General features: G+C 66.4%; 27 protein-coding genes and 1 pseudogene. 19 read left to right on the top strand and 9 right to left on the bottom strand.

Annotation, left to right across the window (positions count from 1 at the left end; genetic code table 11):
* Positions 1-144: 144 nt before the first annotated feature.
* The 7 genes from WS57_RS11300 (at position 145) to WS57_RS11270 (ending at position 7,024) form a co-directional block, all read left to right on the top strand.
* A complete protein-coding gene (locus tag WS57_RS11300) occupies positions 145-1,317 on the top strand; it encodes an NAD(P)/FAD-dependent oxidoreductase (protein ID WP_069244222.1) in 1,173 nt (390 codons plus the stop codon).
* Positions 1,318-1,839: 522 nt separating this feature from the next.
* Positions 1,840-2,769, top strand: a complete 930-nt coding sequence (locus WS57_RS11295) for a glycosyltransferase family 2 protein (RefSeq protein ID WP_009694083.1) — start codon at positions 1,840-1,842, stop codon at positions 2,767-2,769.
* Positions 2,766-3,158, top strand: a complete 393-nt coding sequence (locus WS57_RS11290; RefSeq protein ID WP_069244221.1) for a GtrA family protein — start codon at positions 2,766-2,768, stop codon at positions 3,156-3,158. Before WS57_RS11295 ends, WS57_RS11290 begins: the two co-directional genes overlap by 4 nt.
* Positions 3,159-3,203: 45 nt before the next feature.
* Complete coding sequence (locus WS57_RS11285; RefSeq protein WP_081337602.1) at positions 3,204-4,697, top strand: glycosyltransferase family 39 protein; 1,494 nt, start codon at positions 3,204-3,206, stop codon at positions 4,695-4,697.
* Positions 4,698-4,956: 259 nt separating this feature from the next.
* Positions 4,957-6,156 (top strand): PLP-dependent aminotransferase family protein, encoded by a 1,200-nt coding sequence (locus tag WS57_RS11280; protein WP_069244219.1) that lies wholly within the window; start codon positions 4,957-4,959, stop codon positions 6,154-6,156.
* Between the two features lie 11 nt (positions 6,157-6,167).
* Positions 6,168-6,356, top strand: coding sequence for a hypothetical protein (locus WS57_RS11275; protein WP_009694087.1), 189 nt, complete (start codon positions 6,168-6,170; stop codon positions 6,354-6,356).
* A gap of 71 nt (positions 6,357-6,427) precedes the next feature.
* A complete protein-coding gene (locus WS57_RS11270) occupies positions 6,428-7,024 on the top strand; it encodes a pyridoxamine 5'-phosphate oxidase family protein (protein ID WP_069244218.1) in 597 nt (198 codons plus the stop codon).
* A gap of 57 nt (positions 7,025-7,081) precedes the next feature.
* On the opposite strand, the gene gcvA is transcribed toward WS57_RS11270, so the two are convergent.
* The gene (gene gcvA / locus WS57_RS11265; protein WP_069244217.1) at positions 7,082-7,975 is read right to left on the bottom strand and encodes a transcriptional regulator GcvA; all 894 of its coding nucleotides are present in this window, start codon (positions 7,973-7,975) and stop codon (positions 7,082-7,084) included.
* A 134-nt stretch (positions 7,976-8,109) separates the two neighbouring features.
* On the opposite strand from gcvA, the gene WS57_RS11260 reads away from it, so the two are divergent.
* From WS57_RS11260 to WS57_RS11230, 7 genes are all read left to right on the top strand, one after another.
* A complete protein-coding gene (locus WS57_RS11260; protein ID WP_069244216.1) occupies positions 8,110-8,814 on the top strand; it encodes an SDR family oxidoreductase in 705 nt (234 codons plus the stop codon).
* 269 nt (positions 8,815-9,083) lie between these two features.
* Positions 9,084-10,127, top strand: a complete 1,044-nt coding sequence (locus WS57_RS11255; protein WP_069244215.1) for an alpha/beta fold hydrolase — start codon at positions 9,084-9,086, stop codon at positions 10,125-10,127.
* 422 nt (positions 10,128-10,549) lie between these two features.
* On the top strand, positions 10,550-11,020 hold the full coding sequence (locus WS57_RS11250) for a rhodanese-like domain-containing protein (protein WP_009694093.1): 471 nt from the start codon (positions 10,550-10,552) through the stop codon (positions 11,018-11,020).
* Between the two features lie 27 nt (positions 11,021-11,047).
* The gene (epsC, locus tag WS57_RS11245) at positions 11,048-11,998 is read left to right on the top strand and encodes a serine O-acetyltransferase EpsC (protein WP_069244214.1); all 951 of its coding nucleotides are present in this window, start codon (positions 11,048-11,050) and stop codon (positions 11,996-11,998) included.
* Positions 11,995-12,225 (top strand): helix-turn-helix domain-containing protein, encoded by a 231-nt coding sequence (locus WS57_RS11240; RefSeq protein WP_009694095.1) that lies wholly within the window; start codon positions 11,995-11,997, stop codon positions 12,223-12,225. Before epsC ends, WS57_RS11240 begins: the two co-directional genes overlap by 4 nt.
* A 144-nt stretch (positions 12,226-12,369) precedes the next feature.
* A complete protein-coding gene (locus tag WS57_RS11235; protein WP_040130479.1) occupies positions 12,370-13,302 on the top strand; it encodes a family 2A encapsulin nanocompartment shell protein in 933 nt (310 codons plus the stop codon).
* On the top strand, positions 13,277-15,295 hold the full coding sequence (locus tag WS57_RS11230) for a family 2A encapsulin nanocompartment cargo protein cysteine desulfurase (protein ID WP_069244213.1): 2,019 nt from the start codon (positions 13,277-13,279) through the stop codon (positions 15,293-15,295). The genes WS57_RS11235 and WS57_RS11230 overlap by 26 nt, the downstream gene beginning before the upstream one ends.
* 64 nt (positions 15,296-15,359) lie before the next feature.
* On the opposite strand, the gene WS57_RS11225 is transcribed toward WS57_RS11230, so the two are convergent.
* Complete coding sequence (locus tag WS57_RS11225) at positions 15,360-15,779, bottom strand: NUDIX hydrolase (protein ID WP_069244212.1); 420 nt, start codon at positions 15,777-15,779, stop codon at positions 15,360-15,362.
* A gap of 109 nt (positions 15,780-15,888) precedes the next feature.
* On the bottom strand, positions 15,889-16,503 hold the full coding sequence (locus tag WS57_RS11220; protein WP_009688182.1) for a LysE family translocator: 615 nt from the start codon (positions 16,501-16,503) through the stop codon (positions 15,889-15,891).
* 228 nt (positions 16,504-16,731) lie between these two features.
* On the opposite strand from WS57_RS11220, the pseudogene WS57_RS11215 reads away from it, so the two are divergent.
* Positions 16,732-17,181 (top strand): annotated as a pseudogene (locus tag WS57_RS11215) (porin); the annotation flags it as partial.
* A gap of 100 nt (positions 17,182-17,281) precedes the next feature.
* Here WS57_RS11215 and WS57_RS11210 read toward each other — a convergent pair.
* Both WS57_RS11210 and WS57_RS38185 read right to left on the bottom strand, forming a co-directional pair.
* Entirely contained in the window at positions 17,282-17,827 is a 546-nt protein-coding gene (locus WS57_RS11210) for a DUF4303 domain-containing protein (RefSeq protein WP_059480991.1), read from the bottom strand.
* Between the two features lie 18 nt (positions 17,828-17,845).
* Positions 17,846-18,292: an RHS repeat domain-containing protein gene (locus tag WS57_RS38185; protein ID WP_257786272.1), complete on the bottom strand. Its 447-nt coding sequence runs from the start codon at positions 18,290-18,292 to the stop codon at positions 17,846-17,848.
* Positions 18,293-18,583: 291 nt separating this feature from the next.
* On the opposite strand from WS57_RS38185, the gene WS57_RS38365 reads away from it, so the two are divergent.
* Together WS57_RS38365 and WS57_RS36980 are read left to right on the top strand one after the other, a co-directional pair.
* Complete coding sequence (locus WS57_RS38365; RefSeq protein WP_257786271.1) at positions 18,584-18,889, top strand: hypothetical protein; 306 nt, start codon at positions 18,584-18,586, stop codon at positions 18,887-18,889.
* A 534-nt stretch (positions 18,890-19,423) separates the two neighbouring features.
* Positions 19,424-19,687, top strand: coding sequence for a hypothetical protein (locus WS57_RS36980; RefSeq protein WP_069244209.1), 264 nt, complete (start codon positions 19,424-19,426; stop codon positions 19,685-19,687).
* Positions 19,688-19,790: 103 nt separating this feature from the next.
* Here the strand turns inward: WS57_RS36980 and groL are convergent, their stop codons facing one another.
* From groL to WS57_RS11180, 3 genes are all read right to left on the bottom strand, one after another.
* Entirely contained in the window at positions 19,791-21,431 is a 1,641-nt protein-coding gene (gene groL / locus WS57_RS11190; RefSeq protein ID WP_059602009.1) for a chaperonin GroEL, read from the bottom strand.
* 12 nt (positions 21,432-21,443) lie between these two features.
* Positions 21,444-21,734: a co-chaperone GroES gene (locus WS57_RS11185; protein WP_009688185.1), complete on the bottom strand. Its 291-nt coding sequence runs from the start codon at positions 21,732-21,734 to the stop codon at positions 21,444-21,446.
* Positions 21,735-21,886: 152 nt separating this feature from the next.
* A complete protein-coding gene (locus tag WS57_RS11180; protein ID WP_059602011.1) occupies positions 21,887-23,173 on the bottom strand; it encodes an alpha/beta hydrolase in 1,287 nt (428 codons plus the stop codon).
* Between the two features lie 374 nt (positions 23,174-23,547).
* Between WS57_RS11180 and WS57_RS11175 the strand changes: the two genes are divergently transcribed.
* The gene (locus WS57_RS11175; RefSeq protein ID WP_009688187.1) at positions 23,548-24,228 is read left to right on the top strand and encodes a class II aldolase/adducin family protein; all 681 of its coding nucleotides are present in this window, start codon (positions 23,548-23,550) and stop codon (positions 24,226-24,228) included.
* 127 nt (positions 24,229-24,355) lie between these two features.
* The gene (locus tag WS57_RS11170; protein WP_059515931.1) at positions 24,356-25,474 is read left to right on the top strand and encodes a sigma-54 interaction domain-containing protein; all 1,119 of its coding nucleotides are present in this window, start codon (positions 24,356-24,358) and stop codon (positions 25,472-25,474) included.
* Between the two features lie 4 nt (positions 25,475-25,478).
* Here the strand turns inward: WS57_RS11170 and WS57_RS11165 are convergent, their stop codons facing one another.
* Entirely contained in the window at positions 25,479-26,267 is a 789-nt protein-coding gene (locus WS57_RS11165; protein WP_069244208.1) for an ABC transporter permease, read from the bottom strand.
* Between the last annotated feature and the right edge of the window lie 5 nt (positions 26,268-26,272).

The following is a 26,272-nucleotide window of genomic DNA, read 5'->3' as shown; positions in this document are numbered from 1 at the left end:
CGCGCAGGCTTTCGCGGTGCGGCCGGACATGCTGAAATACCGTGAGCGATCGATGGCGCTTGCCTTGCGCCGGCGCGGCGCGGTACGAACCCATTACGGGCGCGGCGGGATGGCCGCGCCTTTTACGTGCAACTGGAGTCAGTCGTGAGTTCTCAAGTCGTCATCGTCGGCGGTGGTGTGATCGGCAGCTCGATCGCCTATTTCTTGCGCGCCAAGGATCCGACGGTATCCGTGACCGTCATCGAACGCGATCCGACGTATGCGAAATCGTCGTCGGCGTTGTCGGCCGCGTCGATCCGGCAGCAGTTCTCGACGCCGCTGTCGATCGAGATGTCGTTGTTCGGAATCGAGTTCCTGCGCACGCTCGGCGAGCGGCTTGAAGTCGATGGAAATCGGCCGTCGATCGATCTGCATGAAGGCGGTTACCTGTTTCTCGCGACGCCGGCGGGCGAGGCGACGCTGCGCGAGAATCATGCGCTGCAGACGCGGCTGGGCGCGGACATCCGTTTGATGGATGCGGAGGCGCTACGCGAGAAGTTTCCCTGGCTGAACGTCGAGGATCTCGTCGCCGGCGCGTATGGCGTGACGGGCGAGGGCTGGTTCGACGGGTACGGGCTCGTGCAGGCGCTGCGCAAGAAGGCGCAGGCGCTGGGCGCGCGTTACGTGGCTGCCGATGTGACCGATGTGGTGCGGGCCGGGCGCAAGGTGACGCATGTCGTGACGAGCGACGGCGAGCGCCATGCGTGCGACACGCTCGTCAATGCGGCCGGTGCGTGGGCGCGCGGCCTGTCGGCGAAGATGGGAATCGAGATTCCCGTTTATGCGCGGCGGCGCAGCATTTTCAACGTGTCGTCGCCGGCGCGGCTCACGGACTGTCCGTTGCTGATCGATCCGACCGGCGTGTATTTCCGGCCGGAAGGGCGCACCTATATCTGCGGGACGTCGCCGAGCCCGGACAAGGATCCGGACGATCTGCCGCTCGATGAAGTCGACCACGACCTGTTCGACGAGGTGATCTGGCCGACGCTCGCGCATCGCGTGCCCGAGTTCGAGGCGCTGCGGGTCGAGAACTGCTGGTCGGGGTATTACGAGTACAACGTGTTCGATCACAACGCGATCATCGGGTATCACCCGGAACTCGACAACGTCGTGTTCGCGAACGGGTACAGCGGGCACGGACTGCAGCAAGGGCCGGCCACCGGGCGCGGAGTGAGCGAGCTGATTCTCGGCGGGCGTTATGAAACGCTCGATCTGTCGTCGCTCGGCTGGGCGCGCGTGCTGGAAAACCGGCCGATCGTCGAAAAGAACGTCGTGTAGCGCGGCGTGTCCCACCCGGTGTGGCGGGTGGGGTTCTCCTTGTGTTTCACCGATTGGCCCGACGGTTTTGTCGGGCTTTTTTTTTGCGCGCCGTCTGCGTCCCCCACCTTTAACCAGTCATCACCGAACCGGAAAACGCCGTCGATCTGGCGAAGCTCGACGACCGAATCGGACTGGATTAACGAATCAGAGCACATTTTCGTAATCGTCCGATTTCAAGTTGGTCATGAAATCAGTATGCTCGCTGGATTCTTTTTTTTGCTCGACGACGAAGTCATTTGAAGTCCGAATAAACGCCGGACCCGATCGGGCCGTGGCGCGCAACCGAGGGTGAATGCTGAGGTATCGGCTGCGGCTTTTTCATTCTTTAAATCGAGGGTGTCGCCTTGAATCGAAGCGTGGAGATAATGGACACGGTAAAAATCCGCGACTGCACCGCATCTACGAAAAATGCATAAGGCCTGCGGTGCTCGATTGTCTTCATCTGCCGACGCGATCGCCGTTCGGCACGCTCGCCCGATCTTGTCGATCGTCACGCCGTTCTACAACGAGGAAGAGGCGATCGACGCGTTCTTTCGCGAAATCAGGGCGACGCTGAGCGGTATTCCCGACACCGATTACGAGGTCGTTTGCGTCAACGACGGCAGCACGGATGCCACCTTGTCACGACTGCTCGAATTTTGCGAAGCCGATGCGCGCATACACGTTGTCGACCTTTCCCGAAATTTCGGCAAGGAGGCGGCATTGACGGCGGGGCTCGACGTCGCGAGCGGCGATGCGGTGATTCCGTTCGACGCGGATCTGCAGGATCCGCCCGACGTGATTCCGATGCTGGTCGAGCGATGGCGTGAAGGTTTCGACGTCGTGCTCGCAACGCGCTCGGATCGTCATTCGGATTCCTGGCTCAAGCGCCGGACCGCAGCGCTGTTTTATCGCGTCCACAACGCGATTTCGGATACGCCGATTCCCGACAATGCAGGCGACTTCAGGCTGATGTCGAGGCGCGTCGTCGATGCGCTGAAACGCATGCCGGAGAACCGCCGCTTCATGAAGGGGTTGTTTTCCTGGGTCGGCTTTCGGGTCACGTCGGTCGATTATGTGCGCCGCCCGCGCGTGGCTGGCCATTCGAAATTCTCGGGCTGGAAGCTGTGGAATTTCGCGCTGGAAGGGCTGACCAGCTTCGGCACGCTGCCACTCAGGGTATGGACTTACATCGGCGGCGCGACCGCCGGCGGTGCGATCGTCTATTCGGGCTACCTCGCCGCGCGCACGCTGCTTCACGGAATCAGCGTGCCCGGCTATGCGTCGCTTATCACGGCCGTGCTGTTTCTCGGCGGCATGCAACTGGTCGGCATCGGGATTATCGGCGAGTACGTCGGCCGCATCTATATGGAGACGAAGCGCCGTCCGGTCTATATCGTGCGCGCAATTCACCGCAAGGACGGCACATGACCGGACCGGAAGCCCGCCGATTCGTGCGCTATGCGTCGGTCGGCGCAATCGGAACCGCGGTGCAGTACGGAACGACGGCCATGCTGGTTTCGCTGCGGGCCTGCGAGGTCGTCGTCGCGTCGTGCGCGGGCGCCATCGCGGGGGCCGGCGTGAATTACCTGCTCAATTATCACGTGACGTTTCGCGCGACTGGCGCGCATTGCGCAACCGCGCTGCGCTTTTTCTCCGTGGCCGTGCCGGGGATCGCCGTCAATGGCGCGCTCATGTGGCTTCTGTCGCACCGCGGCGGATGGCCGTGGCTGCCCGCTCAGTGCATGTCGACGGTCATCGTGCTGGTGACGACCTATACGGCCAACTCGCTCTGGACATTTCGAATTCGCAGGCGGTGAAGCTTCGAACCGTCATCGCCCGCTTCCATTTTTCATCCCATTCTCATGGCGCAAATCACTACCCGCGAGCCGTTGCCGTTGCTCGCGCTTTTACCGATCAACGCTGTCGTGTGGACCGTTGCCGCATGGTTGTCGCGGGGCAATCTCGACATGCAGGGCGACATGATCGAGAACTACGCATGGGGTATCGAGTGGCAGGCCGGCTACTTCAAGCATCCGCCGCTGTTCGCATGGGTCACGGCTGCGTGGTTTCGCATTTTTCCCAATACGGACCTCGCCTATTTCGCGCTGTCGTCGTTCAACGTATTGATCGGTCTGCTCGGCATCGTGGCGCTTGCGGGGCAGTTCGTGCCGCGCCGGACCGCCGTCGTCGCGGGGCTGGCGATGGCCGTGTCGCCGCTTTATTCGACGCTCGCGGTCAAGTTCAATGCGAACGCGATCCTGTTGTCGCTCTGGCCGTGGACGGCCTATTTTTTCGTCCGGTTCATGCAGACGGGACGACGGCGGTTCGCGCTCGCGCTCGGTGTGTTCGGCGCGCTCTCGCTGCTCGGGAAGTATTTTTCGGTCGTGTTGCTGACCGCGTTGTTGACGGCGGCACTCGCGCGGCCCGCGTGGCGTGCTCGACTGTGGAGCTGGCCCGCGCTCGTCGCCGTCGCAGCCGGAGCGGTCGTGCTGGGTCCGCATATCGCGTGGCTCGTGGACGACCGGTTCGAGACATTCTCTTACGCGGAAGATCGGATGGGCGGCGCGCGGTGGGCGGCGGTCGAGCGATTCGGCATCTATACGCTCGCGCAGATCGGCTATCTGTGCCTGTCGTTCGGATTCGTCGGCCTGCTTGCAGGCCGATCGCGTTGGCGCGCGATGAAAACGATGATCGGCAGCAGCGTCAGACCGAAAAGGTGTCCTGATCTTTGGTGGCTGACGTTCGGTCCGCTCATCGTCACGGGCGGGGTGGCAGTCGCAACCGGCACGCAAATGGCATCGGTGTGGGGAATGGCCGCCTGGTTTGCGATCGTGCCGATGTGGCTGGCGGTGCTGCGCCGGGCCCAGATCACCGTCGAGCCGGCGCGCGCGCGTTGCCTGATGGCAGCCTATTGGGCGATCGTTCTGGTGGCGACGGCAGCGGTCGGGTTCAACGCCGTATTGCGCGGGACCGACGACGCAGCCGAACCGCGCAAGGAACTCGCGATGGCGGCACGTCTGCTCTGGCGAACAACCGTCGGCGGCGAGATTCCGGTCGTGACCGGTTCCGTCCACGAGGCGCAGTCCATCCTCTTCTATGGCAATCGACGGACGCGCTATTGGGATATGGAGCGCCCCCGGACGACGCCATGGCTGACCGCGGACGAGGTACGGCGGCAGGGCGTGCTGCTGGTGTGCCGCGTCGGCGATACGGCGTGTGTTGAGCGGTCCGCGGCGTTCAGTCGGGCGGTGCCGAACTATGTCGAGGTTAGCAAGCGCGCGTGGGGACGCGTGATGGCGCCGCGGGGCTATGTGGTGTTTGTTTCGAGACCGGCTGAGCAGGTGGTGAGGCCATAAGGAGCGTCGATCGGCTTTCCGTCTACAGTGACGTAGACCTGGCGGCGTGCCCGTAAGACCTGCCACGGTGGATCGGCACCGCTCCCCCGGTTAATGACCAAACCGCAAGACCTAGTGCATAGATATCGTTTGCCGCAGCCTTAATGACTGTCGACAATCGTGGCTCGAATTCACCGCCGCTGCGCCCGATACCCGAAGCGCGACGACGGTCGGCAACCCGGCGGCCAACCCGGCCCCTCGCCATCCAGCACACGACGACATGTACGCGTTCACGCCCTCATTCCAGAACCCAGCCGGCTCGCCGATCCGCGAGTTGTTCAAGTACCTCGCGGAGCCCGGCATGATTTCCTTCGCCGGCGGTTATCCGGCCAGCGACCTGTTCGACGTCGACGGCCTGGACGCCGCAGCCGCGCGCGCGTATGCGCAGCCGGTGCGCTGCCTGCAGTACGGTCCGACCGACGGCCTTGCCGAACTGAAGCAGCAACTGATCGCGTTGATGGCGCGTCGCGGCGTCGCGTGCACGCCGGCCGAACTGCTCGTCACGACCGGCTCGCAGCAGGGCCTCGACCTGCTGCTGCGCGTGATGGTGTCGCCGGGCGACGTCGTGCTGACCGAACAGCCGGCCTATCCGGCCACCTTGCAGGCGATGCGCCTGCAACAGGCGCGCATCGCGACGATTCCGGTCGACGGCGCGGGCCTCGACGTCGATCGTCTCGAAGCGCTGCTCGCGTCGGGTGCAATCGCGCAGCCGAAGCTGCTGTACACGGTGCCGACCTTCGCGAACCCGACCGGCGCGACGTTCACGCGCGAACGCCGCGTGAAGCTGCTGCGTCTCGCGGTGCAATACCGCTTCCTGATCGTCGAGGACGATCCGTACGGCGACCTGCGCTTCGCGGGCGAAACCGTGCCGTCGACGCTCGCGCTGGCCGATGAAGTGGACGGCGCGCGCGACTGGATCGTGCATTTCGCGAGCCTGTCGAAGATCGTTGCGCCGGGGCTGCGCGTCGGCTGGACGATCGCGCCGGCCGAGATCGCGCGGCGCTGCGTGATCGCGAAGCAGACGGTCGATCTGTGCAGCACGCCGTGGACGCAGGCGACCGCTGCCGAATATCTGGCCGACGGCGCGCTCGAGCGTCACCTGCCGCGCATCACGGCCGCATACAAGCGCAAGTGCGACGCGATGTGCGATGCGCTGCGCGACGGCCTCGGCGACGCGATCACGTTCCATCGCCCGGAAGGCGGGATGTTCGTGTGGGCGCGGATCGGCGCGGTATCGTCGGCGGTGCTGCTGCAGCAGGCGATCGCGAACAAGGTCGTATTCGTGCCGGGCAACGCGTTCTTCGCGGACAACGTCGACGATGCGTCGCTGCGTCTGTCGTTCGCCGCGCCGGACGTCGACTCGATCCGGGAAGGCGTGGCGCGCCTCGTGCGCGCGTACGGTGCGGCCATCGCCGCGTAAGGAGACCGGTCATGAGCCATGTCGTCAACGAAAGCGGATGGATCGACGCACTGCCGTGCATGGCCGATGTCGCGCCCGTCGGGCATCGGTCGTCGCAGATCGGCGCGGGGCCGCAGTACGTCGCCGCGGTGCTCGGCCGGTTCGGCGCGGAGCCGGCCGATGCCGGCGAGGCGGCCGCGGTCGTGCTCGGCTACAACTGAGCGGCGGACGGCGCTTGCGTCGCCGCCGAAACGGTTAAGCTTGCGCAATCGCCCCATTCCGCCAGCCCGCCATGTCCGACCAAGGCCCCGCATCGCTTCCCGCTACCTACGACCGGCTCTGGTCCTGCATCGAGTCCGGCGTCGGCGCACCGCGCTCGCCGTTCACGATGCTGCAACTGGCGACGCTCGGCATCGACGGCGCGCCGAAGGTGCGCACGGTCGTGTTGCGTCAGGTGTGCCGCGATACGCGCCGCTTGTCGTTGCACACCGATGTGCGGTCGGAGAAAGTCGCGGAGCTGCGTCGCGATCCGCGCGTCGCGCTGGTCGGCGTCGATCTCGATGCGCTCGTGCAGATTCGCGTCGAGGGCATCGCGTCGATCTGCGACGACGAAGCCGAGCGGCGCGCGCTCTGGCAATCCAGCCGGCCGCATACGTTGTTGCTCTATCGCGCACCGCTGCCGCCGGGAACGCCGATCGATTCGCCCGACGACGCGCATCTCGCGGCGAACCAGGGCAGCGCGCCGACAGACGACGGCTATGCCAACTTCTGCGTGATTCACGTCACCGCGACGCGTATCGACTGGCTCGAACTCGCGCATGCCGGCCATCGTCGTGCCGTGTTCGACCTGAGCGACGACGGCTACGAAGGCCGCTGGGTTGCGCCGTGAGACGACGTTTGATTGCGCTCAGCCGATAGCGGCCGCGCCGTCATCGCATGCGGGACCTCACGGCCGCCCGTCCGTCACCGCCTGCCGAATCATCCACTCGCGCATTACCGCAATCCCATCGTCGTCGCGCCGCTCGGCCGGATACACGAGATAGAAGCCCACCGACAGCGGAAACGCGAAATCGAACGGCTTGCACAGCCGCCCCGCAGCAATATCGCGCTCGACGAGCGGATCGGTCGCGAGCGCGATGCCTTGCCCGGCGACGGCCGCGTCGATCGCGAGCGACGTCTGGTTGAAGCGCAGCCCCTTGTGCGGATCGACATCGACGGGCTCGGGCAACGCTGCGAGAAACGCCGGCCACAGATCGTGCGCATCGTGCAGCAGCACATGACCGGCCAGCGCGCGCGGCGACGCGTGCTCGGCCAGCAACGCCGGACTGCACACCGCACACACATCGAGCGGGAACAGCGCGTGCGCGGCGAGATGCTTGCCGAACGGCGGCTTGCCGTAGCGGATCGCAAGGTCGACGCCGTCATGGCGAAACGTCGCGAGCTGGTGATCGGCGATCACGCGCACATCGAAGCCGGGATGCGCATCGGTGAACTGCGCGAGGCGCGGGATCAGCCACTTCGATGCGAACGACGGCGTCGTGCTGATCGTCAGCGTCGCGCGGCGCTTCACGAGCCGGTCGGTCGCATCGGCGATTGCGTTCAGCGCGCGCTGCACGTCGGAGAAATACGCGGCGCCGTCGTGCGTCAGCGCCAGCCCGCGCGGCAGGCGTTCGAACAGTTTCAGCCCGAGCACGTCCTCCAGATGACGCACCTGCTGTGCGACCGCGCCCTGCGTGACGCCGATCTCGTCGGCGGCGGCGCGGAAATTGAGGTGCCGCGCGGATACTTCGAACGCGCGAAGCGCATTCAGGGGCGGCAGGCGGGAAGGGCGGAGCGGCATCGTGAGACTGTAGAAAATCTATTGTCAGGGCGCAGAAATACTGGTTCGACAGGGCGATGTGATGCGCCTACATTACCATCTCGGCGCGCCGAATGGCGGTTGCGCGGCAGCGGGTTTCGAGCGAGGAGTGCATCATGACTGTAGAAAAAGTGGCGTTGATCACGGCGGCGGGCAAGGGCATGGGCGCGGCGATCGCGCGCGAACTGGCGGCGACGGGCTACCGCGTCGCGCTGATGTCGCCGTCGGGCAGCGCGGTCGCGCTCGGCGAGGAGCTGGGCGGGTTCGGCATCCAGGGCTCGGTGACCGAGGACGCCGACATCGAGCGGCTGGTGCAGCAGACGCTCGCGCGCTACGGCCGGATCGACGCGGTCGTCAACAACACCGGGCACCCGCCGAAGGGCGACCTGCTGTCGATCAGCGACGACAACTGGCACGCAGGGCTCGACCTGATCCTGCTGAACGTCGTGCGCGTGATGCGTCGCGTGACGCCGGTCTTCCAGAAGCAGGGCGGCGGTGCGGTGGTCAACATCTCGAGTTTCGCGGCGGATGCGCCCGAGCAGCCGATGCCGGTGTCGTCGGTGCTGCGCGCGGCGTTGAGTGCGTGGACGCGTCTTTACGCGGAACGCTATGCGGCCGAGAACATCCGGATGAACGCGGTGCTGCCCGGCTTCATCGACAGCTGGCCGGAGACGCCGGAAATCGTCGCGCGCATTCCGGCCGGCCGTTTCGGCAAGACGCAGGAAATCGCGCAGACGGTCGCGTTCCTGCTGTCCGACGGCGCGGGCTACATCACCGGGCAGAACCTTCGCGTCGACGGCGCGATCGTGAAGGCGCTTTGAGCGTCGCGCGACAGGCGGCCCGCGCGGGCGGCCCGTCGCACCGCGATTGCGCCGCAATACGCCGTTTCTCCGACGATTTTGAATCGTCTTGTGTCGTGTACGAACCCGGATACGTTGAGATACAAAGCATCCGGACGGTTCGGATATAAATGCGCTGAAGCGTTCGCGACGGTAGCGCAGCGTCATGCGCCGCTTCGCGAACGGCGATGCCGGAACGCTCGCACGTGCCGCGGGCCTGTTCCTCACCAACCGACCATGGAGAACGAGTCATGCCAGAAACCGTGAACACCCGACGCCGCCTGATCCTCGGTACGACGCTGGCGAGCCTGACGCTCGCCGACCTCGGCCTCGGCAACCTCGCACGCGCGCAATCGGCCGGCGACGCATCGCCGACGAAGCATGCTCCCGGCGGCGCGTCGTTCGACACGATCCACCAGATCGACGCGGGTGTGCTCAACGTCGGGTATGCGGACGTCGGGCCGAGGAACGGCCCGGTCGTGTTCCTGCTGCATGGCTGGCCGTACGACATTCACAGCTACGCCGAAGTCGCGCCGCTGCTCGCGGCTGCCGGCTATCGCGTGATCGTGCCGTATCTGCGCGGCTACGGCTCGACGACGTTCCGCTCGGCCGACACGGTGCGCAACGGCCAGCAGGCGGTCACGGCGGTCGACATCGTCGCGCTGATGGATGCACTGAAGATCGACCGCGCGGTGTTCGGCGGCTACGACTGGGGGGCGCGCACGGCCGACATCATCGCGGCGATCTGGCCGCAGCGCGTGAAGGCGCTGGTATCGGTGAGCGGCTACCTGATCGGCAGCCAGGAAGCGAACCGCAAGCCGCTGCCGCCGCAGGCCGAATTCCAGTGGTGGTATCAGTTCTACTTCACGACCGAGCGCGGCGCGCAGGGCTATGCGGCGAATCGCGATGCGTTCAACAAGCTGATCTGGCAGCTTGCGTCGCCGAAATGGCAGTTCGACGATGCGACGTTTGCACGCAGTGCGGCATCGTTCCGGAATCCGGATCATGTTGCCGTGGTGATCCACAACTATCGCTGGCGCCTCGGCCTCGCGAACGGCGAAGCGCAATACGACGACCTCGAACGACGCCTCGCGGCCGGGCCCGCGATCACGGTGCCGACGATCACGATGGAAGGCGACGCGAACGGTGCGCCGCACCCGGAACCGGCCGCCTATGCGAAGAAGTTCACCGGCAAGTACCAGCATCGGACGATCGCCGGCGGCATCGGGCACAACCTGCCGCAGGAGGCGCCGCAGGCGTTTGCCGATGCGATTCTGCAGGTCGAGCATCTGTGAGGCGCGGCTGACAGGCTTCGGGCGTTGCGTTCTCGTCGCGGGCAGGCCGCAGCCGGCTCCGTGACGAGCGCACGCGATGCTGTTCCGGCATCGCGTTCGAGTCTGGATTCCCCAGCGATTCGCGTTCTGCGACGCTGAATTCCCGTCGACGATTCTTTCAAGACCCTTCCTCGTGCGATGGCGCATGTCGCATCGCACCGCCATCGCTATGCATTTCCGGCGCGTGCCCGTGCGCCCGCGTCGATCGCATATCTGCGCCATTGCAATTCACCCGGCGCTGATTAGGAAATGAATTTTTATTGGTTCTGCTTCCCGACACGCACTCGCATAGTGACGCTGACGGCTATAGACAGCACGCAAGCTGCACCGGCCGCACTCCCAGCCTTTTTGATCGTACGAATCTGCAAGGACAAGGAAGCGTCATGACGCATGCATTGGAAGAACGAACCGTCGCGCAGCAGGCGCTCGAAGACGCCCGCGCGGCCGCCGCATCGGCCGGCACGCCCTATGCGGGCGGCGTCGCGCCGGAAGTCGCCTGGGCGCTGTTCTCGGCCGGCGACGCGCTGCTGGTCGACGTGCGCACCGCGGAAGAACGGAAATTCGTCGGCCACGTGCCGGCGTCGCTGCACGTCGCGTGGGCCACCGGCACGAGCCTGACGCGCAATCCGCGTTTCGTGCGCGAACTGGAAGCGAAGACCGGCAAGGACGCCGTGGTGCTGTTGCTGTGCCGCAGCGGCAACCGCTCCGCGCAGGCGGCCGAGGCCGCGACCAAGGCCGGTTTCACGCAGGTATTCAACGTGCTCGAAGGCTTCGAGGGCGACCTGGACGACGGACAGCACCGCGGCGGCCGCAACGGCTGGCGTTTTCACGGCCTGCCGTGGGTGCAGGACTGACACGCGGCGATACGGGGAGAGGGGATCATGGCCGCATTCGAAATCGACGACATCGTCCAGTCGCTGCAGAGCGTGCGCCGCGCATGGCGCGAGAAGCAGCGGCGCTCGCTCGAACCGGGCGGACGCGACCTGCCGGCGCGCGAGGCGCTCGCGCAGATCGTCGGCGCGTTGAAGGGCGTGCTGTTCCCGATGCGTCTCGGGCCGCCCGACCTGCGTCAGGAAAGCGAGAACTTCTATGTGGCGCACGCGCTCGACGCGGCGCTGAACGCACTGCTCGCACAGGTGACGCTGGAACTGCGCTACGCGGCGCGCCAGCGCAACAGCGACCCGTCGATCGACGAGCCGGCGTCGGCCGCCGTGCAGGCATTCGCCGAGCGCCTGCCCGAGATCCGCCGGCTGCTCGACAGCGACGTGCTGGCGGCGTTTCATGGCGATCCGGCGGCCGGCAGCGTCGACGAAGTGCTGCTGTGCTATCCGGGCATCCTCGCGATGATCCATCACCGGCTCGCGCACGAACTCTATCGGCTCGGCCTGCCGCTGCTCGCGCGGATCATCGCCGAGCAGGCGCATGCGGAGACGGGCATCGACATCCATCCGGGCGCGCGCATCGGCGGCGGCTTCTTCATCGACCATGGCACCGGCGTCGTGATCGGCGAGACGGCGATCATCGGCGAGCGCGTGCGCGTATACCAGGCCGTCACGCTCGGCGCGAAGCGCTTCCCGCGCGACGCGGCCGGCCACCTGGAGAAGGGGCTCGCGCGCCATCCGATCGTCGAGGACGACGTCGTGATCTACGCGGGCGCGACGATCCTCGGCCGCGTGACGATCGGGCGCGGCGCGGTGATCGGCGGCAACGTGTGGCTCACGCAGGACGTGCCGGCCGGCGCGAACGTCACGCAGGCGGTGCTGCGCAGCGACGCGAGCGCGACGCCGCGCGCGGCGGTCGAGACGACCGCGATCGCACGGGTGGCGTCATGAGCGACCTGATCCAGCACTTCGGATCCACCGTGCGGCGGCTGCGAGAGGCGCGCACGTGGTCGCAGGAGCAGCTTGCCGAGCATGCGGGGCTGAACCGTTCGTACGTCGGCGAGATCGAGCGCGGCGAGGCGATCGCGTCGATCGTCACCGCACACAAGATCGCGCGCGCGTTCGACGTGTCGTTGTCGTCGCTGCTGAGCAGCCCGTCCGACGCGCTCGTGCCCTGACCGGCCGCGTCCGTTCCGTTTCTTTCCGCCATCGGTGGTGCCGCGTGACGGCTATAGCATGTTGAGCCGGCATGCGTACGCTTCCGATAATCACCCCGCGTCATAAGCAATCCCGTTTTTCATCTAAAGAACCCGGAGCCACACATGTCGACCGTTGCAAGCGGCACGGCCGCGCTGAGCGATCACGCCGCCCGCCAACTAGCGAACGCTACCAAGACCGTCCCGCAGCTTTCCACCATCACGCCGCGCTGGCTGACCCACCTGCTGCAATGGGTGCCGGTCGAGGCGGGCATCTATCGCCTGAACCAGGTGAAGAACCCGGAAGCGGTCCGCGCCGCCTGCACGCAGCTCGAGGACGAGAGCGTGCTGCCGCGGACGTTCGTGCCGTACGAGGAGCAGCCGCGCGAGTATTTCCTGAACGCGGTCAGCACGGTGCTCGACGTGCATACGCGCATCTCCGATCTCTACAGCAGCCCGCACGACCAGATCAAGGAGCAGCTGCGCCTGACGATCGAGACGATCAAGGAGCTGCAGGAAAGCCAGCTGATCAATAATCCGGACTACGGATTGCTCGCGAACGTGACCGACGAACAGCGGATCTTCCCGCTGACGGGCGCGCCGACGCCGGACGATCTCGACGAACTGTTGACCAGGGTGTGGAAGGAACCCGCGTTCTTCCTCGCGCATCCGCTCGCGATCGCCGCGTTCGGCCGCGAATGCACGCGGCGCGGCGTGCCGCCGCCGACGGTCAGCCTGTTCGGCTCGCAGTTCCTCACGTGGCGCGGCATTCCGCTGATTCCGTCGGACAAGGTGCCGGTCGCGGACGGCAAGAGCAAGATCCTGCTGCTGCGCGTCGGCGACAAGCGGCAGGGCGTCGTCGGCCTCTACCAGCCGGGCGTCGCGGGCGAGCAGGGCCCGGGGCTGTCGGTGCGCTTCATGGGGATCAACAACCAGGCGATCGCGTCGTACCTGATCTCGTTGTACTGCTCGCTCGCGGTCCATTCGCCGGATGCGCTGGCTGTCCTCGATGACGTCGAAATCGGCAAGTACCATGACTATCCCGACACCTACCGTTAATCCCGGCGTGCCGGGCAGCGACGCACTCGCGCTGCCGCACGCGCCGCTGCCGGCCGGGCTGCCCGACCCCGCGACGCTCGCGCGGCTCGCGGCCGAATTCTTGTCGACGCCACCGGGCCATGCGACGGCGCCCGGCCTGTCGGCCGGCAGCGGCGCGGTCGGCGGCGTGCCGTCGGCGCTGCCCGCCGCCGCGCCGATCCTCGCTTCGACGAGCAATCCGGCGCCGGCCGGCTCGCCGCTCGCAGGATCGGGCGGCACGGGCACCGGCGTGCCGGGCCTTGCGTTGCCGCAGGGCAAGGCGGCCGGCGCGAACCTGGCGCCGTCCGCGCCGACGCACGTGCTGTCGCTCGGCAATCGCGTGCCGGCGCTGGCGCCGCATGCGGCTGCGCAGAACGGGCTGCCCGACAACGTCGTGTCGATCGCGCCCGCGCTCGAACCGCGTGTCGGCGGCACGGCGCTCGGCGTGCCGCAGGCGCATGCGGCGGCAGCGGAACAGGCTGACAGACGGGCGTCGCCTGCTTCGCCGTACTACTTCACCGACGGTGCATTGCAGGACTGGCACGCGACGCCGCAGGACATCGTCGTGCCGTCGAACGGCCTCGCGTCGCCGGAAGCGTTCGGCCTGCCGGGCGACGACGCGCTGCGCGAACTGCTCGCGCTGCGTCGCGACACGCCGGCGCCGGGCGCATCGCGCGCGCCGGGCACCGACGTGCCGCGCTACTTCGTCGACGATGCGCGCGCGGCCGAACCGCATGCGCTGGCCGGCGGCGCGCATCCGCCGTTCGACGTGAACGCGATCCGCCGCGATTTCCCGATTCTCCAGGAGCGCGTGAACGGCAAGCAGCTCGTCTGGTTCGACAACGCGGCGACCACGCACAAGCCGCAAGCCGTGATCGACCGGCTCGCGTATTTCTACGCGCACGAGAACTCGAACATCCACCGCGCCGCGCACGCGCTGGCGGGCCGCGCGACCGATGCGTACGAACAGGCGCGGGAAACCGTGCGGCGTTTCATCGGCGCGGCGTCGCCGGACGAGATCGTGTTCGTGCGCGGCACGACCGAAGCGATCAACCTGATCGCGAAGACGTGGGGTGTGCAGAACGTCGGCGAGGGCGACGAGATCGTCGTGTCGCATCTCGAGCATCACGCGAACATCGTGCCGTGGCAGCAGCTTGCCGCGCTCAAGGGCGCGAAGCTGCGCGTGATTCCGGTCGACGATTCGGGGCAGGTGCTGCTCGACGAATACCGGAAGCTGCTCAACGATCGCACGAAGATCGTGTCGGTCACGCAGGTGTCGAATGCGCTCGGCACGGTCGTGCCGGTCAAGGAGATCGTCGAGCTTGCGCATCGCGCGGGCGCGAAGGCGCTCGTCGACGGCGCGCAGTCGATCTCGCACATGCGGGTGGACGTGCAGGCGCTCGATGCGGATTTCTTCGTGTTCTCCGGACACAAGATCTACGGTCCGACCGGCATCGGCGTCGTGTACGGCAAGCGCTCGATCCTCGACGACATGCCGCCGTGGCAGGGCGGCGGCAACATGATCGCGGACGTGACGTTCGAGCGCACGGTGTTCCAGCCGCCGCCGAACCGCTTCGAGGCCGGCACCGGCAACATCGCCGATGCGGTCGGGCTCGGCGCGGCGCTCGACTACGTGAGCCGGGTCGGCATCGAGAACATCGCGCGCTACGAGCACGACCTGCTCGCGTATGCGACGAGCGTGCTCGCGCCGGTGCCGGGCGTGCGGCTGATCGGCACCGCGCGCGACAAGGCGAGCGTGCTGTCGTTCGTACTGAAGGGCTACGAGACCGAAGAGGTCGGGCAGGCGCTGAACGAAGAAGGAATCGCGGTGCGCTCGGGGCATCACTGCGCGCAGCCGATCCTGAGGCGCTTCGGGCTCGAGGCGACGGTGCGGCCGTCGCTTGCGTTCTACAACACCTGCGACGAGGTCGATGCGCTGGTGCGTGTGGTGCGGAGGCTGGCGACGCGGCGTTGAGCGCGCGACAGCGTCAGGCCGCTTGCGTGCGTCGGCGCGCAAGCGGCTTTTTTGTCCTGTGAAGTCAGGCGCGCAGATATTCGCTTACGCGCGCCTGCAAGTGTTCGATCGCGTCGGGCAGGCGCAGGTATGCGTCGACAGGCATCAGCGTCCATTCCTGGCCTTCGTCGCCGAAGCGGATCGCGGCGATGTCCATGGCGCTCAGCCAGCCGGCGAAGAACCACTGCGGCAGGCCGTTCGGCCGGGTCGACGGATAGACCTTCGACCAGCGGATCCGGTCGGTCGGGATCGTGATGCCGAATTCCTCATGCAGTTCGCGCAGCACGCAGTCGGTCGGCGTCTCGCCGCCTTCCCTGCCGCCGCCGGGCAGATCCCACCGACCGGGAAACGGGATGTCGGGCTTGTCGTCGCGCCGATAGACGAGGATCTCGCGATCCTTGAACAGCGCGATCTTCGAACCGCTGAACGGGGTGGGCCAGTCCATGCCGGATCCGTGGTGGGGAGCGTGGCTGCCAGTATAGATTTGCCGGTGCGCGCGCGTCAGCACGATTTCAGATAAGCATCCGCCCGAGCGGCGCAGCGACGCCGGGCGCTCACCGTCCTGCCAGCATCTTTCCGCCGAGGCCCATCAACAGCAGGCCGGCCGTCGTATCGAGCACGGCCTTGCGCCGGATCAGCAGGCCGCGCACCGCCGGATGCGACGCGAGCATCGCCATCGCGCCATACCACGCGGCCGAGATGCCGACGGCGATCGCGACGACGGCGGGTGCGAACCACATCGGCGCATCGGCCGGCACCATCAGCGCGAAGACGCTGCCATAGAACGCGACGGCCTTCGGATTCGTCATGCTGACCACATAGCCTTTCTTCGCCGCGCGCCAGTCGGAGCCGGCGGTCTCGGTCGACACGGCGAGCGGCCGGCGCGCGGTCAGGATCATCTTCGCGCCGAGCCAGATCAGGTAGGCGGCGCCCGCGAGCCGCAGCGCGGTATGCACCCACGCGACGTGGGTCACGAGCAGGCTCAGCCCGGCGATCGCGATCGCCGCCCAGGTGCCGGAGGCGGCGGCGAGGCCGATGCTCGTCATCACGCCCGCGCGTCGCGATGCGACGGCGGTCGACGTGACGATCACGAAGTTCGGGCCGGGGCTGGCGACGCTCAGCAGCAGGACGCCGGCGAGCGGGAGCAGGGTGGCGAGGTAGGCGGGCATGGGGGCGCTCGGCGAGACGGAACGGATGTTCATCTTAACCGAGGACGGGCGAGTCCATCGCCCCGGCGCACGGATGGCGCCATTGTTGACGAGGCTAGAAAGGTCCAATCCAGACCGGGCAATAGGTTCCGGAGAAGCGACCGATTATGCTCCCGACCGCAGCATCGGGCCACGCGCATGCGGGCGCTCGTAGTGCTTACAAAATCAATGGCTCAGGGGAGACCTTTCGTGAGACGCATCGTCATTTGCGCCGGGACCGGCGCGATTTCCACCGTTGCCGCATCATCCGCATGCGCGCAGAGTTCCGTCACGCTGTACGGCCTCGTCGATACGGCGATTCGCTACCAGACCAATGCGGGGCCGGACGGCAAGGACATGATCGGCATGACGGTCGGGCCGTAAACGCACAGCCGCTGGGGGCTGCGAGGCAGCGAGGATCTCGGCGGCGGGCTGTCTGCGATTTTTCGCCTCGAGAACGGCTTCGAGGCCGGCGACGGCAAGCTGCACGTCGCGAACACGCTGTTCAGCCGGCAAGCGTATGTCGGGTTGTCGAAGGGCCGCTACGGCACGCTGACGTTCGGCAACCAGTACGCGCCGCTGTACGACACGATAGGCGACATCTTCGATCCGATGACCGTCGGCGACTACTGGCAGGACGGCTGGGCGTACAACGGCATCGACGAACTTGTGCAGCCTACTGGACAGTAAGTCATCCTAGGCATTGTGATCTTGTCAAGTCCCAATCCGCGGCCGGTGTCTCTGACGGGTATTTCCGCTGCTAATCGTAGCGCTTGATGAAACGATCGAACACGGAAGGCGGGTTCAATACCTTGGCCGATTTGTTCTCTAGATCCACGGATCCGTCGTCATCACTGATCGTGACGAACAGCGTGATTTTCTCGCGCTCCGCACCGGTGCCGAACAGTCCTTCCTGATCGAGAAGTCGCAGCGCCTCGATCATGTCGCTCTGGAGGTCTTCAAAAAAGACGTGAAACTTCGCTTCCGGAAAGTTCGGAGCAAGTACCGTGTCGGCCAACCTTTTGCATAAGGGATTGAACGAGTCCGACTCGGCTGCTTCATACGCCCATTCGCCTGTCGCCCACTTGAACTCCGGAGCATCTTCGTCGTCCCCGATTTCCATCTGTTCGCGGACCCGCTTCAACCCTTCCTCAGTATTGGCGGCTGGCACGACGGTCATTGCGCCACTGTCGGTGTAGAGAGCAAAAGCATAAAAATGTTCGTCGGGATGTGCCGCGAGAAGGGCACGATAAGTCACTCGCGCCGCGTCGGCAATCTCCTGCGCAAATCCAGGAAACACGCTCATTTTGACCTCGCCTATAACCTAGTCGTTGTTGCCTAAAAAAACTTCTCGACCTATTCGTTGCAGTTCGGCACGCATTGATCGGACTTTTCCCACGCATCTGCTACCGCGTTCGAGTCCGATCGGATCGCTGCTCAGGTATTGTCCAGTGTCGGGATCATAGTATCGATGGAGGTTGTAGCTCACGCCAGTCTCGTCGTCTGCCCACTGCCCCTGGAATCGATGCGTCGCGTCGACGATGGCGCTTATCGGTTCGTTTGCCGCTTGCCGAGGCGGGAGCATTTTGCCCCACAGCGAATAGGCGCCTGTCCAAACAGCCTTGCCGGTCGAATCAAACACGGCCCTCGGCAGCCCGATCTGATCAGCCACAATCGGGTAGAGGCCGCCGTCGGTCTCTTGCGCCAGCGGCAGATAACTGCCGGGTTCGATGTGCCAGGTGACACATTGGCCAGTCGTCCCGTCTCGCATCTCGACCCACCGTTCTGCGAGCGTGGCGCCATCCCAAAGGAACCTTATAGCTTGCTTTTCTCCGATACGTCGCTTCTTGACGCGCCGGTCGAACGCATCATAGCCATATGACCAGACGCCTCGCTCTGGCGTTACGACCTTAACGAGACGATTCAGACCGTCCCGGCTGTACAGCCACGTCTATGGCCTGAATCCCGGGCGGGCGACAGTTTTCTCAATTGTCCGCCCACGCTTGTCATAACGGTACCTGATGTGCCCGACTTGCTCTGGCAGGCCGCCTAGCCGATACATATGAGCATCCACGGCGCCTTGGTGGCCATGCGCCGCAATGTTCATCGCCGCGTCGTAACGGAAATGCTCGGGCGGGTGAAGGAGGTTCGTTGCGGACACAACCTGCCCGCGTTCGTCGTGCTTGATCTGAAGCGAATCGATGTCCGTTTGCACGAGCTCCAGTTGGCCCGCTTGATCGTATTCATAGATGTGGCGGGTCAATTGCTCGATGGCGCGCACAGAATCGGTTTGCAGAGCTTCGAACGCGGCACGCGGCCCTGCAGCTTGGCGCTGAAACCGGCCGGCGGGGTCGTAGTCCTGCCGTGAGAGGACGTCGCCGAATTGCCCCCGGTCATGCGTCCAAGGGCATCTCCATGGATCGCTAGACCGGCAACCTTAGTGCAGGCTCCCAGAGCGTCATACGCATAGGCAGTCTCGCGTCGCGGCGTTGTACGCATCAGACGCCTTCCCTCCGCATCGTACATGTGACGCAGGAGTTCGCCGTTCTGGTCCTCAGCAATGAGCCGGCCGCCACTGTCGTACGCGAAATTCGTGATATGCGTCGCTTCTCCGCTCACCGAAGTGGCCGACACGAGATGACCATTTGCGTCGTGGTGGTAGAGGAGCTTGACGTCACCGGCGTCGATTTCGACAACTCGGTTGTACAGGTCGTAGGTGTAGCGCCATTGACCGCCATCGGGCGGGCCTTTGCAAGGAGCTTGCCAGTCACATCGCGCGCGTAGCGAGTCTCGCGCTCACCCCAGTCGATTTCGCCGACGAGACGGCCGGCGGCGTCGTATTGATAGGTGTAGGTGTCGCCGAGCTGATTGACAACGCGGGTCAGGCGGGCTGCTGATCACGGTGGCCGGCTATTACGGCCGCGCGCGCAACGCGGAACGGCTCGACGGCACGCTCGGTGCGGGGATCAACTACTCGGCGACCGTGCTGGCCGAATATGCGCTGTCGAAGCACACCGAGGTGTACGGCACGGTCGACTTCGCGCGCGGCAACGGCGCGTTTGCCGCCGACTATCCGGGCGCGACCGGTCCGCTCACGGGCAAGGTCGACCAGATCGGCAGGATCCACAGCGTCGGCGCGGCGATCGGCCTGCGCCAGATGTTCTGACGACGGTTCGCGCGGAGCAAAAAAAACGCGTGACGACCAGCTCTGTCACGCGTTTTGCGTCGAGGCGTGGCCGCCGGTCTTCGGGCGGCCACCCGGGCAGGCATCAGAAATCGAAGCCCGGCCCGCCCGCGCCCGGGCCGCCCGGCGCGGCAGGCGGCGCTGCGTCCTTCGGCGCTTCGAACACGGTTGCGTCGGTCGTCAGCAGCAGCCCGGCGACCGATGCCGCGTTTTGCAGCGCGGTGCGCGTGACCTTGGTCGGATCGAGCACGCCCGATTCGACGAGGTCGCCGTATTCGCCCGTCTGCGCGTTGTAGCCGAAGTTGCCCGAGCCTTCCGCGACCTTCGCGACGACCACGCTCGATTCCTCGCCCGCGTTCGCGACGATCTGGCGCAGCGGCTCCTCCAGCGCGCGCAGCACGATCTTGATGCCCGCATCCTGATCGGCATTGGCGCCCTTCAGCTCGCGGATCGCCTGCCGCACGCGGATCAGCGCGACGCCGCCGCCCGGCACGATGCCTTCCTCGACGGCCGCGCGCGTCGCATGCAGCGCGTCGTCGACGCGGTCCTTCTTTTCCTTGACCTCGACCTCGGTCGCACCGCCGACCTTGATCACCGCGACGCCGCCGGCCAGTTTCGCCACGCGCTCCTGCAGTTTCTCGCGGTCGTAGTCCGACGTCGCTTCTTCGATCTGCACGCGAATCTGCTTCACGCGCGCCTCGATGTTCTTCGCGTCGCCCGCGCCGTCGATCACGGTCGTGTTTTCCTTGCCGACCTCGATGCGCTTCGCCTGGCCGAGTTCGGCGAGGGTCGCCTTCTCGAGCGTCAGGCCGGTTTCTTCCGCGATCACCTGGCCGCCGGTCAGGATCGCGATGTCCTCGAGCAGCGCCTTGCGACGGTCGCCGAAGCCCGGCGCCTTGACCGCGACGGTCTTCAGGATGCCGCGAATGTTGTTGACGACGAGCGTCGCGAGCGCCTCGCCCTCGACGTCCTCAGCGATGATCAGCAGCGGCCGGCCCGACTTCGCGACCTGTTCGAGCACGGGCAGCAGGTCGCGGATGTTCGCGATCTTCTTGTCGTGCAGCAGGATGTACGGATTCTCGATCTCGGCGATCTGCTTGTCGGGATTGTTGATGAAGTACGGCGACAGATAGCCGCGATCGAATTGCAGCCCTTCGACGACGTCGAGCTCGTCGGCGAGCGACTTGCCGTCCTCGACGGTGATCACGCCTTCCTTGCCGACGCGATCGATCGCTTCCGCGATGCGCTGGCCGATCGATTCCTCGCCGTTCGCCGAGATCGTCGCGACCTGCGCGATTTCCTTGCTCGTCGTGGTCGGCTTGCTGATCTTCTTCAGCTCGTCGACGGCCGACGCGACAGCCTTGTCGATGCCGCGCTTCAGGTCGAGCGGATTGAGCCCGGCCGCGACGTACTTCTGGCCTTCGCGCACGATCGCCTGCGCGAGCACGGTGGCCGTCGTCGTGCCGTCGCCGGCCGCATCGCTGGTGCGCGACGCGACTTCCTTCACGAGCTGCGCGCCGATGTTCTGCAGCTTGTCGGCGAGTTCGATTTCCTTCGCGACCGACACGCCGTCCTTCGTGACGACGGGCGCGCCGAAGCTGCGTTCGAGCACCACGTTGCGGCCCTTCGGACCGAGCGTGACCTTCACTGCGTTGGCGAGAATGTTCACGCCTTCGGTCAGTTTTGCGCGCGCGACGTCGCTGAAGACGATTTCCTTGGCTGCCATGATTGCGCTCCGTTATTGATTGACGACGGCGACGATGTCTTCCTCGCGCAGCACGAGGAGTTCGGCACCGTCCACCTTGACCGACTGGCCCGCATATTTGCCGAACAGCACGCGCTCGCCGACCTTCAGGTCGGGCGCGATGCGCTGGCCGTCGGTGTCGCGGCGGCCGGGGCCGACCGCGATCACTTCGCCCTGGTCGGGCTTTTCCGCGGCGCTGTCGGGGATCACGATGCCCGACGCGGTGGTGGTTTCCTGGTCGAGTCGCTTCACGATGACCCGGTCATGCAAGGGGCGTAGGCTCATCTGTCGTTCCTGTGCTGTCGAGTTGGATTGGCACTCTTGAGTGGAGAGTGCTGACGAGTATAAAAACGCGCGACGGCGCAATCCAATAACGGATTCCGAAAAGCATTTGCGTGGGCGCGCATAGGCGCGATTCGCGCAAGGCGTCGTCGCGGCTATTGCGATGCGGACGGTGGTTGCGGCGCGGGCGTGCAGACCGGCCGGATTTTCTCGCCGGCGAGCACGCGCTTCACGAACGGGATCGAATCGGCGAGCGAGGCGTTGACGGTGCCGTTGTGATCGCGGCCTGCATAGAGGTGCGCTTCGACCGTCGTGCCGGCCGCGCACGCGTCGCTGGCGAGCGCGAGTTCGAGCGGCGCGAGTCCGTCGTCCGCGCCCGCGCCGATGAACACCGGCGTATCGATCTTCAGCGTCGGGTACTTCAGGTAGGCGTCCCACCATGCCTGCAAGCGCGCGTCGCCACCGGGCTTTACCGTGTTCGCGTGCGTGAGGCGGGCGAGCGCGGCGTCGTCCTCGAGCGACGCGAGGCAGGTGATGCGGGCCTGTTCGAGAAGCGGCAGCGCATGCCCGGTCAGCACTTCGTCCGCGTGCAGCGCCGGATCGATCTGCTGCGCGGACAGGACCGAATAGAACTGGTAGGCCAGCGTCGGGTCGACGCGCTCGGGGTCGCGCCGATACGCGGTGTCGAACTTCGGCAGCGACGCGAGCGTGTCGCGCGACGCGTTGTAGATCGTGCCGGTCGCGACGGTGGCGCGCACCGCGAGTTCGGGTGCGTAGTCGCGCGCATAGCCGGCGGCGGCGAACACGGCCGAGCCGCCCTGCGACTGGCCGACGAGCACGATCTCGTTGGCCAGGTCCGGCACGCCGCGCAGCACCGCGCGTACGCTGTCGAGCAGCGTGTAGCTGTTCGAGCGGTTGTTGAGCTGCGGATTCGGGCCCGGCGTGCCGAGCCCCTGGTAATCGGTCGCGACGACCGCGAAGCCCTGTTGCAGCCATGCGTTCAGGTAACGGACGTCGCGATACGAGCGTCCGAACCACGACGGCGCGCAGATGTCGGCCATCCCGAACGTGCCGTGTGCCCACGCGACGATCGGCCAGCCGCCGGCGGGCGGCGTGCCGTGCGGCACGAACAGCGCGCCGGACACCGCGATCGGCGTGCGGCCGCCGATGCCGTCGGTCGACGAATACAGGATGCGCAACTGTCGCGCGGCGCTCGCGAGACCGAGCGTCGCGGGCAGCGGTTCGCTGCGCAGCAGTGTGCCGGGCGTGGCCGGAATGTCGCGATCCCACGTATAGAACGCGGAGACGCGGCCGTCGCCTTGCAGCGGATCGGGCGCCGGTACGCGGGCTGCGGGGGCGGCGAGCGATGCGAAGGACGAAGCGGCCAGGGCGGAAACCAGCAACGTGCGCGCGACGTTGCCGCGCAGGGGAAAGAGAGTCATGTCGATCGGATCGAGAAAAGTCGGTACGGAATTCGCGGACCGTCGTGAAGCGGGCCGCAACAAGCGAATGGAGCGCAACGCAAGATTCGAACCAGCGTGTCGCGTCCAGTCATTGCCGTGCGTCGTGCGATGGGCTTCGCCGCCACCGATGCGTGCACTGTGTCGCGTGCAGCAATGCAGGCCGCACGCTGTTGCTGTCGCAGCAGCGAATGGCTGCGGATCGTCCGCTTCGCTGCGCAACGTGCGCGCGTGCATGGCGCTGGCCGCGCGTTCGATACGCATGCGTCGCTGCTGGCACGATTGCTGCTGATTCGTTCGCGGCATGCCGTCATCCGGCGGCACGATTCGTTCAACCGAAAAAGGAATCCGCATCCATGTCAGTCACCTCAACCATCGACAGCGGCGAACTCGTTGCCTTCGTCGAGCGCGCGACGCGCGAATTCGCGCAGGCCGTGCGCGTGCTGAAGGACACGCGCACGCTGTCCGCGACCAACACCTTCCAGGCGTTCCAGCGCGTGCCGGGCACGGATCTCGTGGTCGCCTTGTCGGCGCCGAGCCCGTGGGCGGCATCGCAGGAAATCCAGCCGGTCGTCGTCACCTTCGACGGCGACGTGTTGCACGGCGACGCGCGCGCGGGCGGCAACGGGCCGCGCTACGCGGACGTGTTCCGCGAGGCGCCGGAAGTCGACGTCGTGATCCACGTGCACGGCCCGTATCTCGGCGCCTGGGCGAGCGCGCACCGGGCGCTGCCGATCCGCTATGCGCCGGCCGCGCGCCATACGCGGGCGCGCGAGATTCCGATCTACATCGATCGCCGGCCCGGCGAGCCGCGCTTCATCGTCGACACGATCCGCCGCGATCCGCAGGTGCCGGCGATCCTCGAGGCGAACGGCGGCGCGACGTTCTGGGGCAAGTCGATCGTCGACGTATCGAAGTACATCCTGATCCTCGAGGAAGCCGCCTATTTCCAGGCGCTCGCGGAGCCGCTCGGCGGGTCGCGCGAATTCGGCCCGGGCGCACTGGAGCAGCAGTGGAAGATGACGGGCCTCGCCTGACGCGACACGCAGGCCGGATGCGCGACGCAATCCGGCCTGCGTCATACCGATAGCTCGATGAATTGGTTCGTCCCCGGCGCGCGTCTTGCTATCGTCGGGCTTCCCCGTTCATCACGCCGGTCGTGCCATGGCCATCTTCAGTTTGCCGGACCCGACTTCGCACGCGATCACGATTCGTGCGAAGGCCCTGACGTTCGACGACCCCAAATCGCGCGTCCTGCTCGAACGCATCCATCTCGTCGCGCCCAGCGACGCCACCGTGCTCGTCACCGGCGAGAGCGGCACCGGCAAGGAGCTGATCGCGCGTCTCGTGCACTCGCTGAGCGAGCGGCGCGACGGCCCGTTCGTCGCGGTCAACTGCGGTGCGTTCTCCGAAACGCTGATCGAGAGCGAACTGTTCGGTCACGAGCGCGGGGCGTTCACCGGCGCGGTCAACAGCCAGCCGGGCTGGTTCGAGTCGGCGAATCGCGGCACGCTGTTTCTCGACGAGGTGGGCGACCTGCCGCTGTCCGCGCAGGTGAAGCTGCTGCGCGTGCTGCAGGAACGCGAAGTGACGCCGGTTGGCTCGCGCAAGACCGTGAAGATCGATGTGCGGCTCGTCGCAGCAACCAACGTGAATCTCGAGGCGGCGGTGCGCGCGGGCAATTTCCGCGAGGATCTCTATTACCGCCTCAACGTCGTGAAGCTGAGTCTGCTGCCGTTGCGCGAGCGGCCCGGCGACATCGCGCCGCTGATCGACCATTTCGTCGATGCGTATGCGAAGCGGCTGCGCGTCGCGGCGCCCGTGCTGACCGACGCCGCACGCGCGCGGCTGCACGCCCATGCGTGGCCCGGCAATATCCGCGAACTCGAGAACGTGATCCATCACGCGGTGCTGATTTGCGCGGGTGGCGCGATCGACGTCGGCGACCTGCAGTTTTCCGCGCTGTCGCTCGCACCGGACGCCGACGGCGCAGGCGGCGCGGCGGTGGTGCCGCCGCGTCGCGCGCGCGATGTCGCGGAAGCGACCGATGCGCTGCGCAATGCGGTGATCGAACTGCTCGACCTCGGCGCGCCGAACCTGTGGCAGCACATCGAGGACACGGTCTATCGCTGCGTGTTCGACTACAGCGAACACAACCAGCTGCGCATGTCGCGCCTGCTCGACCAGTCGCGCAACATCGTGCGCGCGCGGCTCGCGCAGCTCGGCATCCTGAAGCCGCGCGACGCCGGCGATGCCGACACGCGGCTCAGCCGCCAGGCGTGACCCGTCACGCGTGATCGCGCCAGCGCATCGCGCGCTGCGCGATCCGCTCGCACAGCAGGCTCATGCCGGCCGCCAGCGCGGTCACGCCGAGCACGCAGACGAGCAGCACGTCGGCGCGCGCGCCGGCCTGCGCGTTCTGCATCAGGTTGCCGACACCGGCCCCCGCGTTGAACAGCAGCTCGCTGCTCGTCGCGGTGATCCACGCGAACGGCACGGCCTGCAGCACCCCGGTGAACAGGTCGGGCAGCGCGCCGGGAAGCAGCACGTCGCGCCACAGGCCCACGCGCGTCAGCCGGTACGACTGCGCGAGTTCGACATAGCGCGGATCGACGCGGCTCAGGCCGTCGAAGCTCGCCGTCGTCATCGGATAGAACGCGGCGAGCGCGACGATGAAGATCTTCGCGAATTCGCCGGTGCCGGCCCACAGGCTGAGCAGCGGAATCAGCCCGAGAAGCGGCACGTAGCGCAGCGCCTGGAACGCCGGCTCGCACAGCTTGCGCACGAGCGTCGAGCGCGCCATCGCCGCGCCGAGCGCGAGCCCGGCGGCGATACCGACGCCGAGCCCGAGCGTCGTGCGTCGCAGGCTCGCGCCGAGATCGGTCGCGAGTTCGCCGCTGCGCGCGAGTTCGAGCAGCGCGCTGCCGACCTGCTGCAGCGGCACGAACGCGTACTGATGGGCCGCGTCGCCGTGCGATGCGAATTGCCATGCGGCGACCAGCGCGGCGGGAACGACGCAGCCGCGCAACCGGCGGCGCCAGGCGGCGAGTGGAATTCGGCGGGTGAGGGCGGTCATCGTGA

The sequence above is a fragment of the Burkholderia pseudomultivorans genome (assembly GCF_001718415.1).
GTDB classification, from domain to species: domain Bacteria; phylum Pseudomonadota; class Gammaproteobacteria; order Burkholderiales; family Burkholderiaceae; genus Burkholderia; species Burkholderia pseudomultivorans_A.
This window is presented reverse-complemented; position numbering and strand designations above follow the sequence as displayed.

What these genes read in the sequence shown, in the direction of transcription:
- WS57_RS11290 (WP_069244221.1), top strand. Translation starts at nt 2,766, where the DNA reads ATGACCGGACCGGAAGCCCGCCGATTCGTGCGCTATGCGTCGGTCGGC.
- WS57_RS11285 (WP_081337602.1), top strand. Translation starts at nt 3,204, where the DNA reads ATGGCGCAAATCACTACCCGCGAGCCGTTGCCGTTGCTCGCGCTTTTA.
- WS57_RS11280 (WP_069244219.1), top strand. Translation starts at nt 4,957, where the DNA reads ATGTACGCGTTCACGCCCTCATTCCAGAACCCAGCCGGCTCGCCGATC.
- WS57_RS11275 (WP_009694087.1), top strand. Translation starts at nt 6,168, where the DNA reads ATGAGCCATGTCGTCAACGAAAGCGGATGGATCGACGCACTGCCGTGC.
- WS57_RS11270 (WP_069244218.1), top strand. Translation starts at nt 6,428, where the DNA reads ATGTCCGACCAAGGCCCCGCATCGCTTCCCGCTACCTACGACCGGCTC.
- gcvA (WP_069244217.1), bottom strand. Translation starts at nt 7,975, where the DNA reads ATGCCGCTCCGCCCTTCCCGCCTGCCGCCCCTGAATGCGCTTCGCGCG.
- WS57_RS11260 (WP_069244216.1), top strand. Translation starts at nt 8,110, where the DNA reads ATGACTGTAGAAAAAGTGGCGTTGATCACGGCGGCGGGCAAGGGCATG.
- WS57_RS11255 (WP_069244215.1), top strand. Translation starts at nt 9,084, where the DNA reads ATGCCAGAAACCGTGAACACCCGACGCCGCCTGATCCTCGGTACGACG.
- WS57_RS11250 (WP_009694093.1), top strand. Translation starts at nt 10,550, where the DNA reads ATGACGCATGCATTGGAAGAACGAACCGTCGCGCAGCAGGCGCTCGAA.
- epsC (WP_069244214.1), top strand. Translation starts at nt 11,048, where the DNA reads ATGGCCGCATTCGAAATCGACGACATCGTCCAGTCGCTGCAGAGCGTG.
- WS57_RS11240 (WP_009694095.1), top strand. Translation starts at nt 11,995, where the DNA reads ATGAGCGACCTGATCCAGCACTTCGGATCCACCGTGCGGCGGCTGCGA.
- WS57_RS11235 (WP_040130479.1), top strand. Translation starts at nt 12,370, where the DNA reads ATGTCGACCGTTGCAAGCGGCACGGCCGCGCTGAGCGATCACGCCGCC.
- WS57_RS11230 (WP_069244213.1), top strand. Translation starts at nt 13,277, where the DNA reads ATGACTATCCCGACACCTACCGTTAATCCCGGCGTGCCGGGCAGCGAC.
- WS57_RS11225 (WP_069244212.1), bottom strand. Translation starts at nt 15,779, where the DNA reads ATGGACTGGCCCACCCCGTTCAGCGGTTCGAAGATCGCGCTGTTCAAG.
- WS57_RS11220 (WP_009688182.1), bottom strand. Translation starts at nt 16,503, where the DNA reads ATGCCCGCCTACCTCGCCACCCTGCTCCCGCTCGCCGGCGTCCTGCTG.
- WS57_RS11210 (WP_059480991.1), bottom strand. Translation starts at nt 17,827, where the DNA reads ATGAGCGTGTTTCCTGGATTTGCGCAGGAGATTGCCGACGCGGCGCGA.
- WS57_RS38185 (WP_257786272.1), bottom strand. Translation starts at nt 18,292, where the DNA reads ATGCGAGACGGGACGACTGGCCAATGTGTCACCTGGCACATCGAACCC.
- WS57_RS38365 (WP_257786271.1), top strand. Translation starts at nt 18,584, where the DNA reads ATGAGCATCCACGGCGCCTTGGTGGCCATGCGCCGCAATGTTCATCGC.
- groL (WP_059602009.1), bottom strand. Translation starts at nt 21,431, where the DNA reads ATGGCAGCCAAGGAAATCGTCTTCAGCGACGTCGCGCGCGCAAAACTG.
- WS57_RS11185 (WP_009688185.1), bottom strand. Translation starts at nt 21,734, where the DNA reads ATGAGCCTACGCCCCTTGCATGACCGGGTCATCGTGAAGCGACTCGAC.
- WS57_RS11180 (WP_059602011.1), bottom strand. Translation starts at nt 23,173, where the DNA reads ATGACTCTCTTTCCCCTGCGCGGCAACGTCGCGCGCACGTTGCTGGTT.
- WS57_RS11175 (WP_009688187.1), top strand. Translation starts at nt 23,548, where the DNA reads ATGTCAGTCACCTCAACCATCGACAGCGGCGAACTCGTTGCCTTCGTC.
- WS57_RS11170 (WP_059515931.1), top strand. Translation starts at nt 24,356, where the DNA reads ATGGCCATCTTCAGTTTGCCGGACCCGACTTCGCACGCGATCACGATT.
- WS57_RS11165 (WP_069244208.1), bottom strand. Translation starts at nt 26,267, where the DNA reads ATGACCGCCCTCACCCGCCGAATTCCACTCGCCGCCTGGCGCCGCCGG.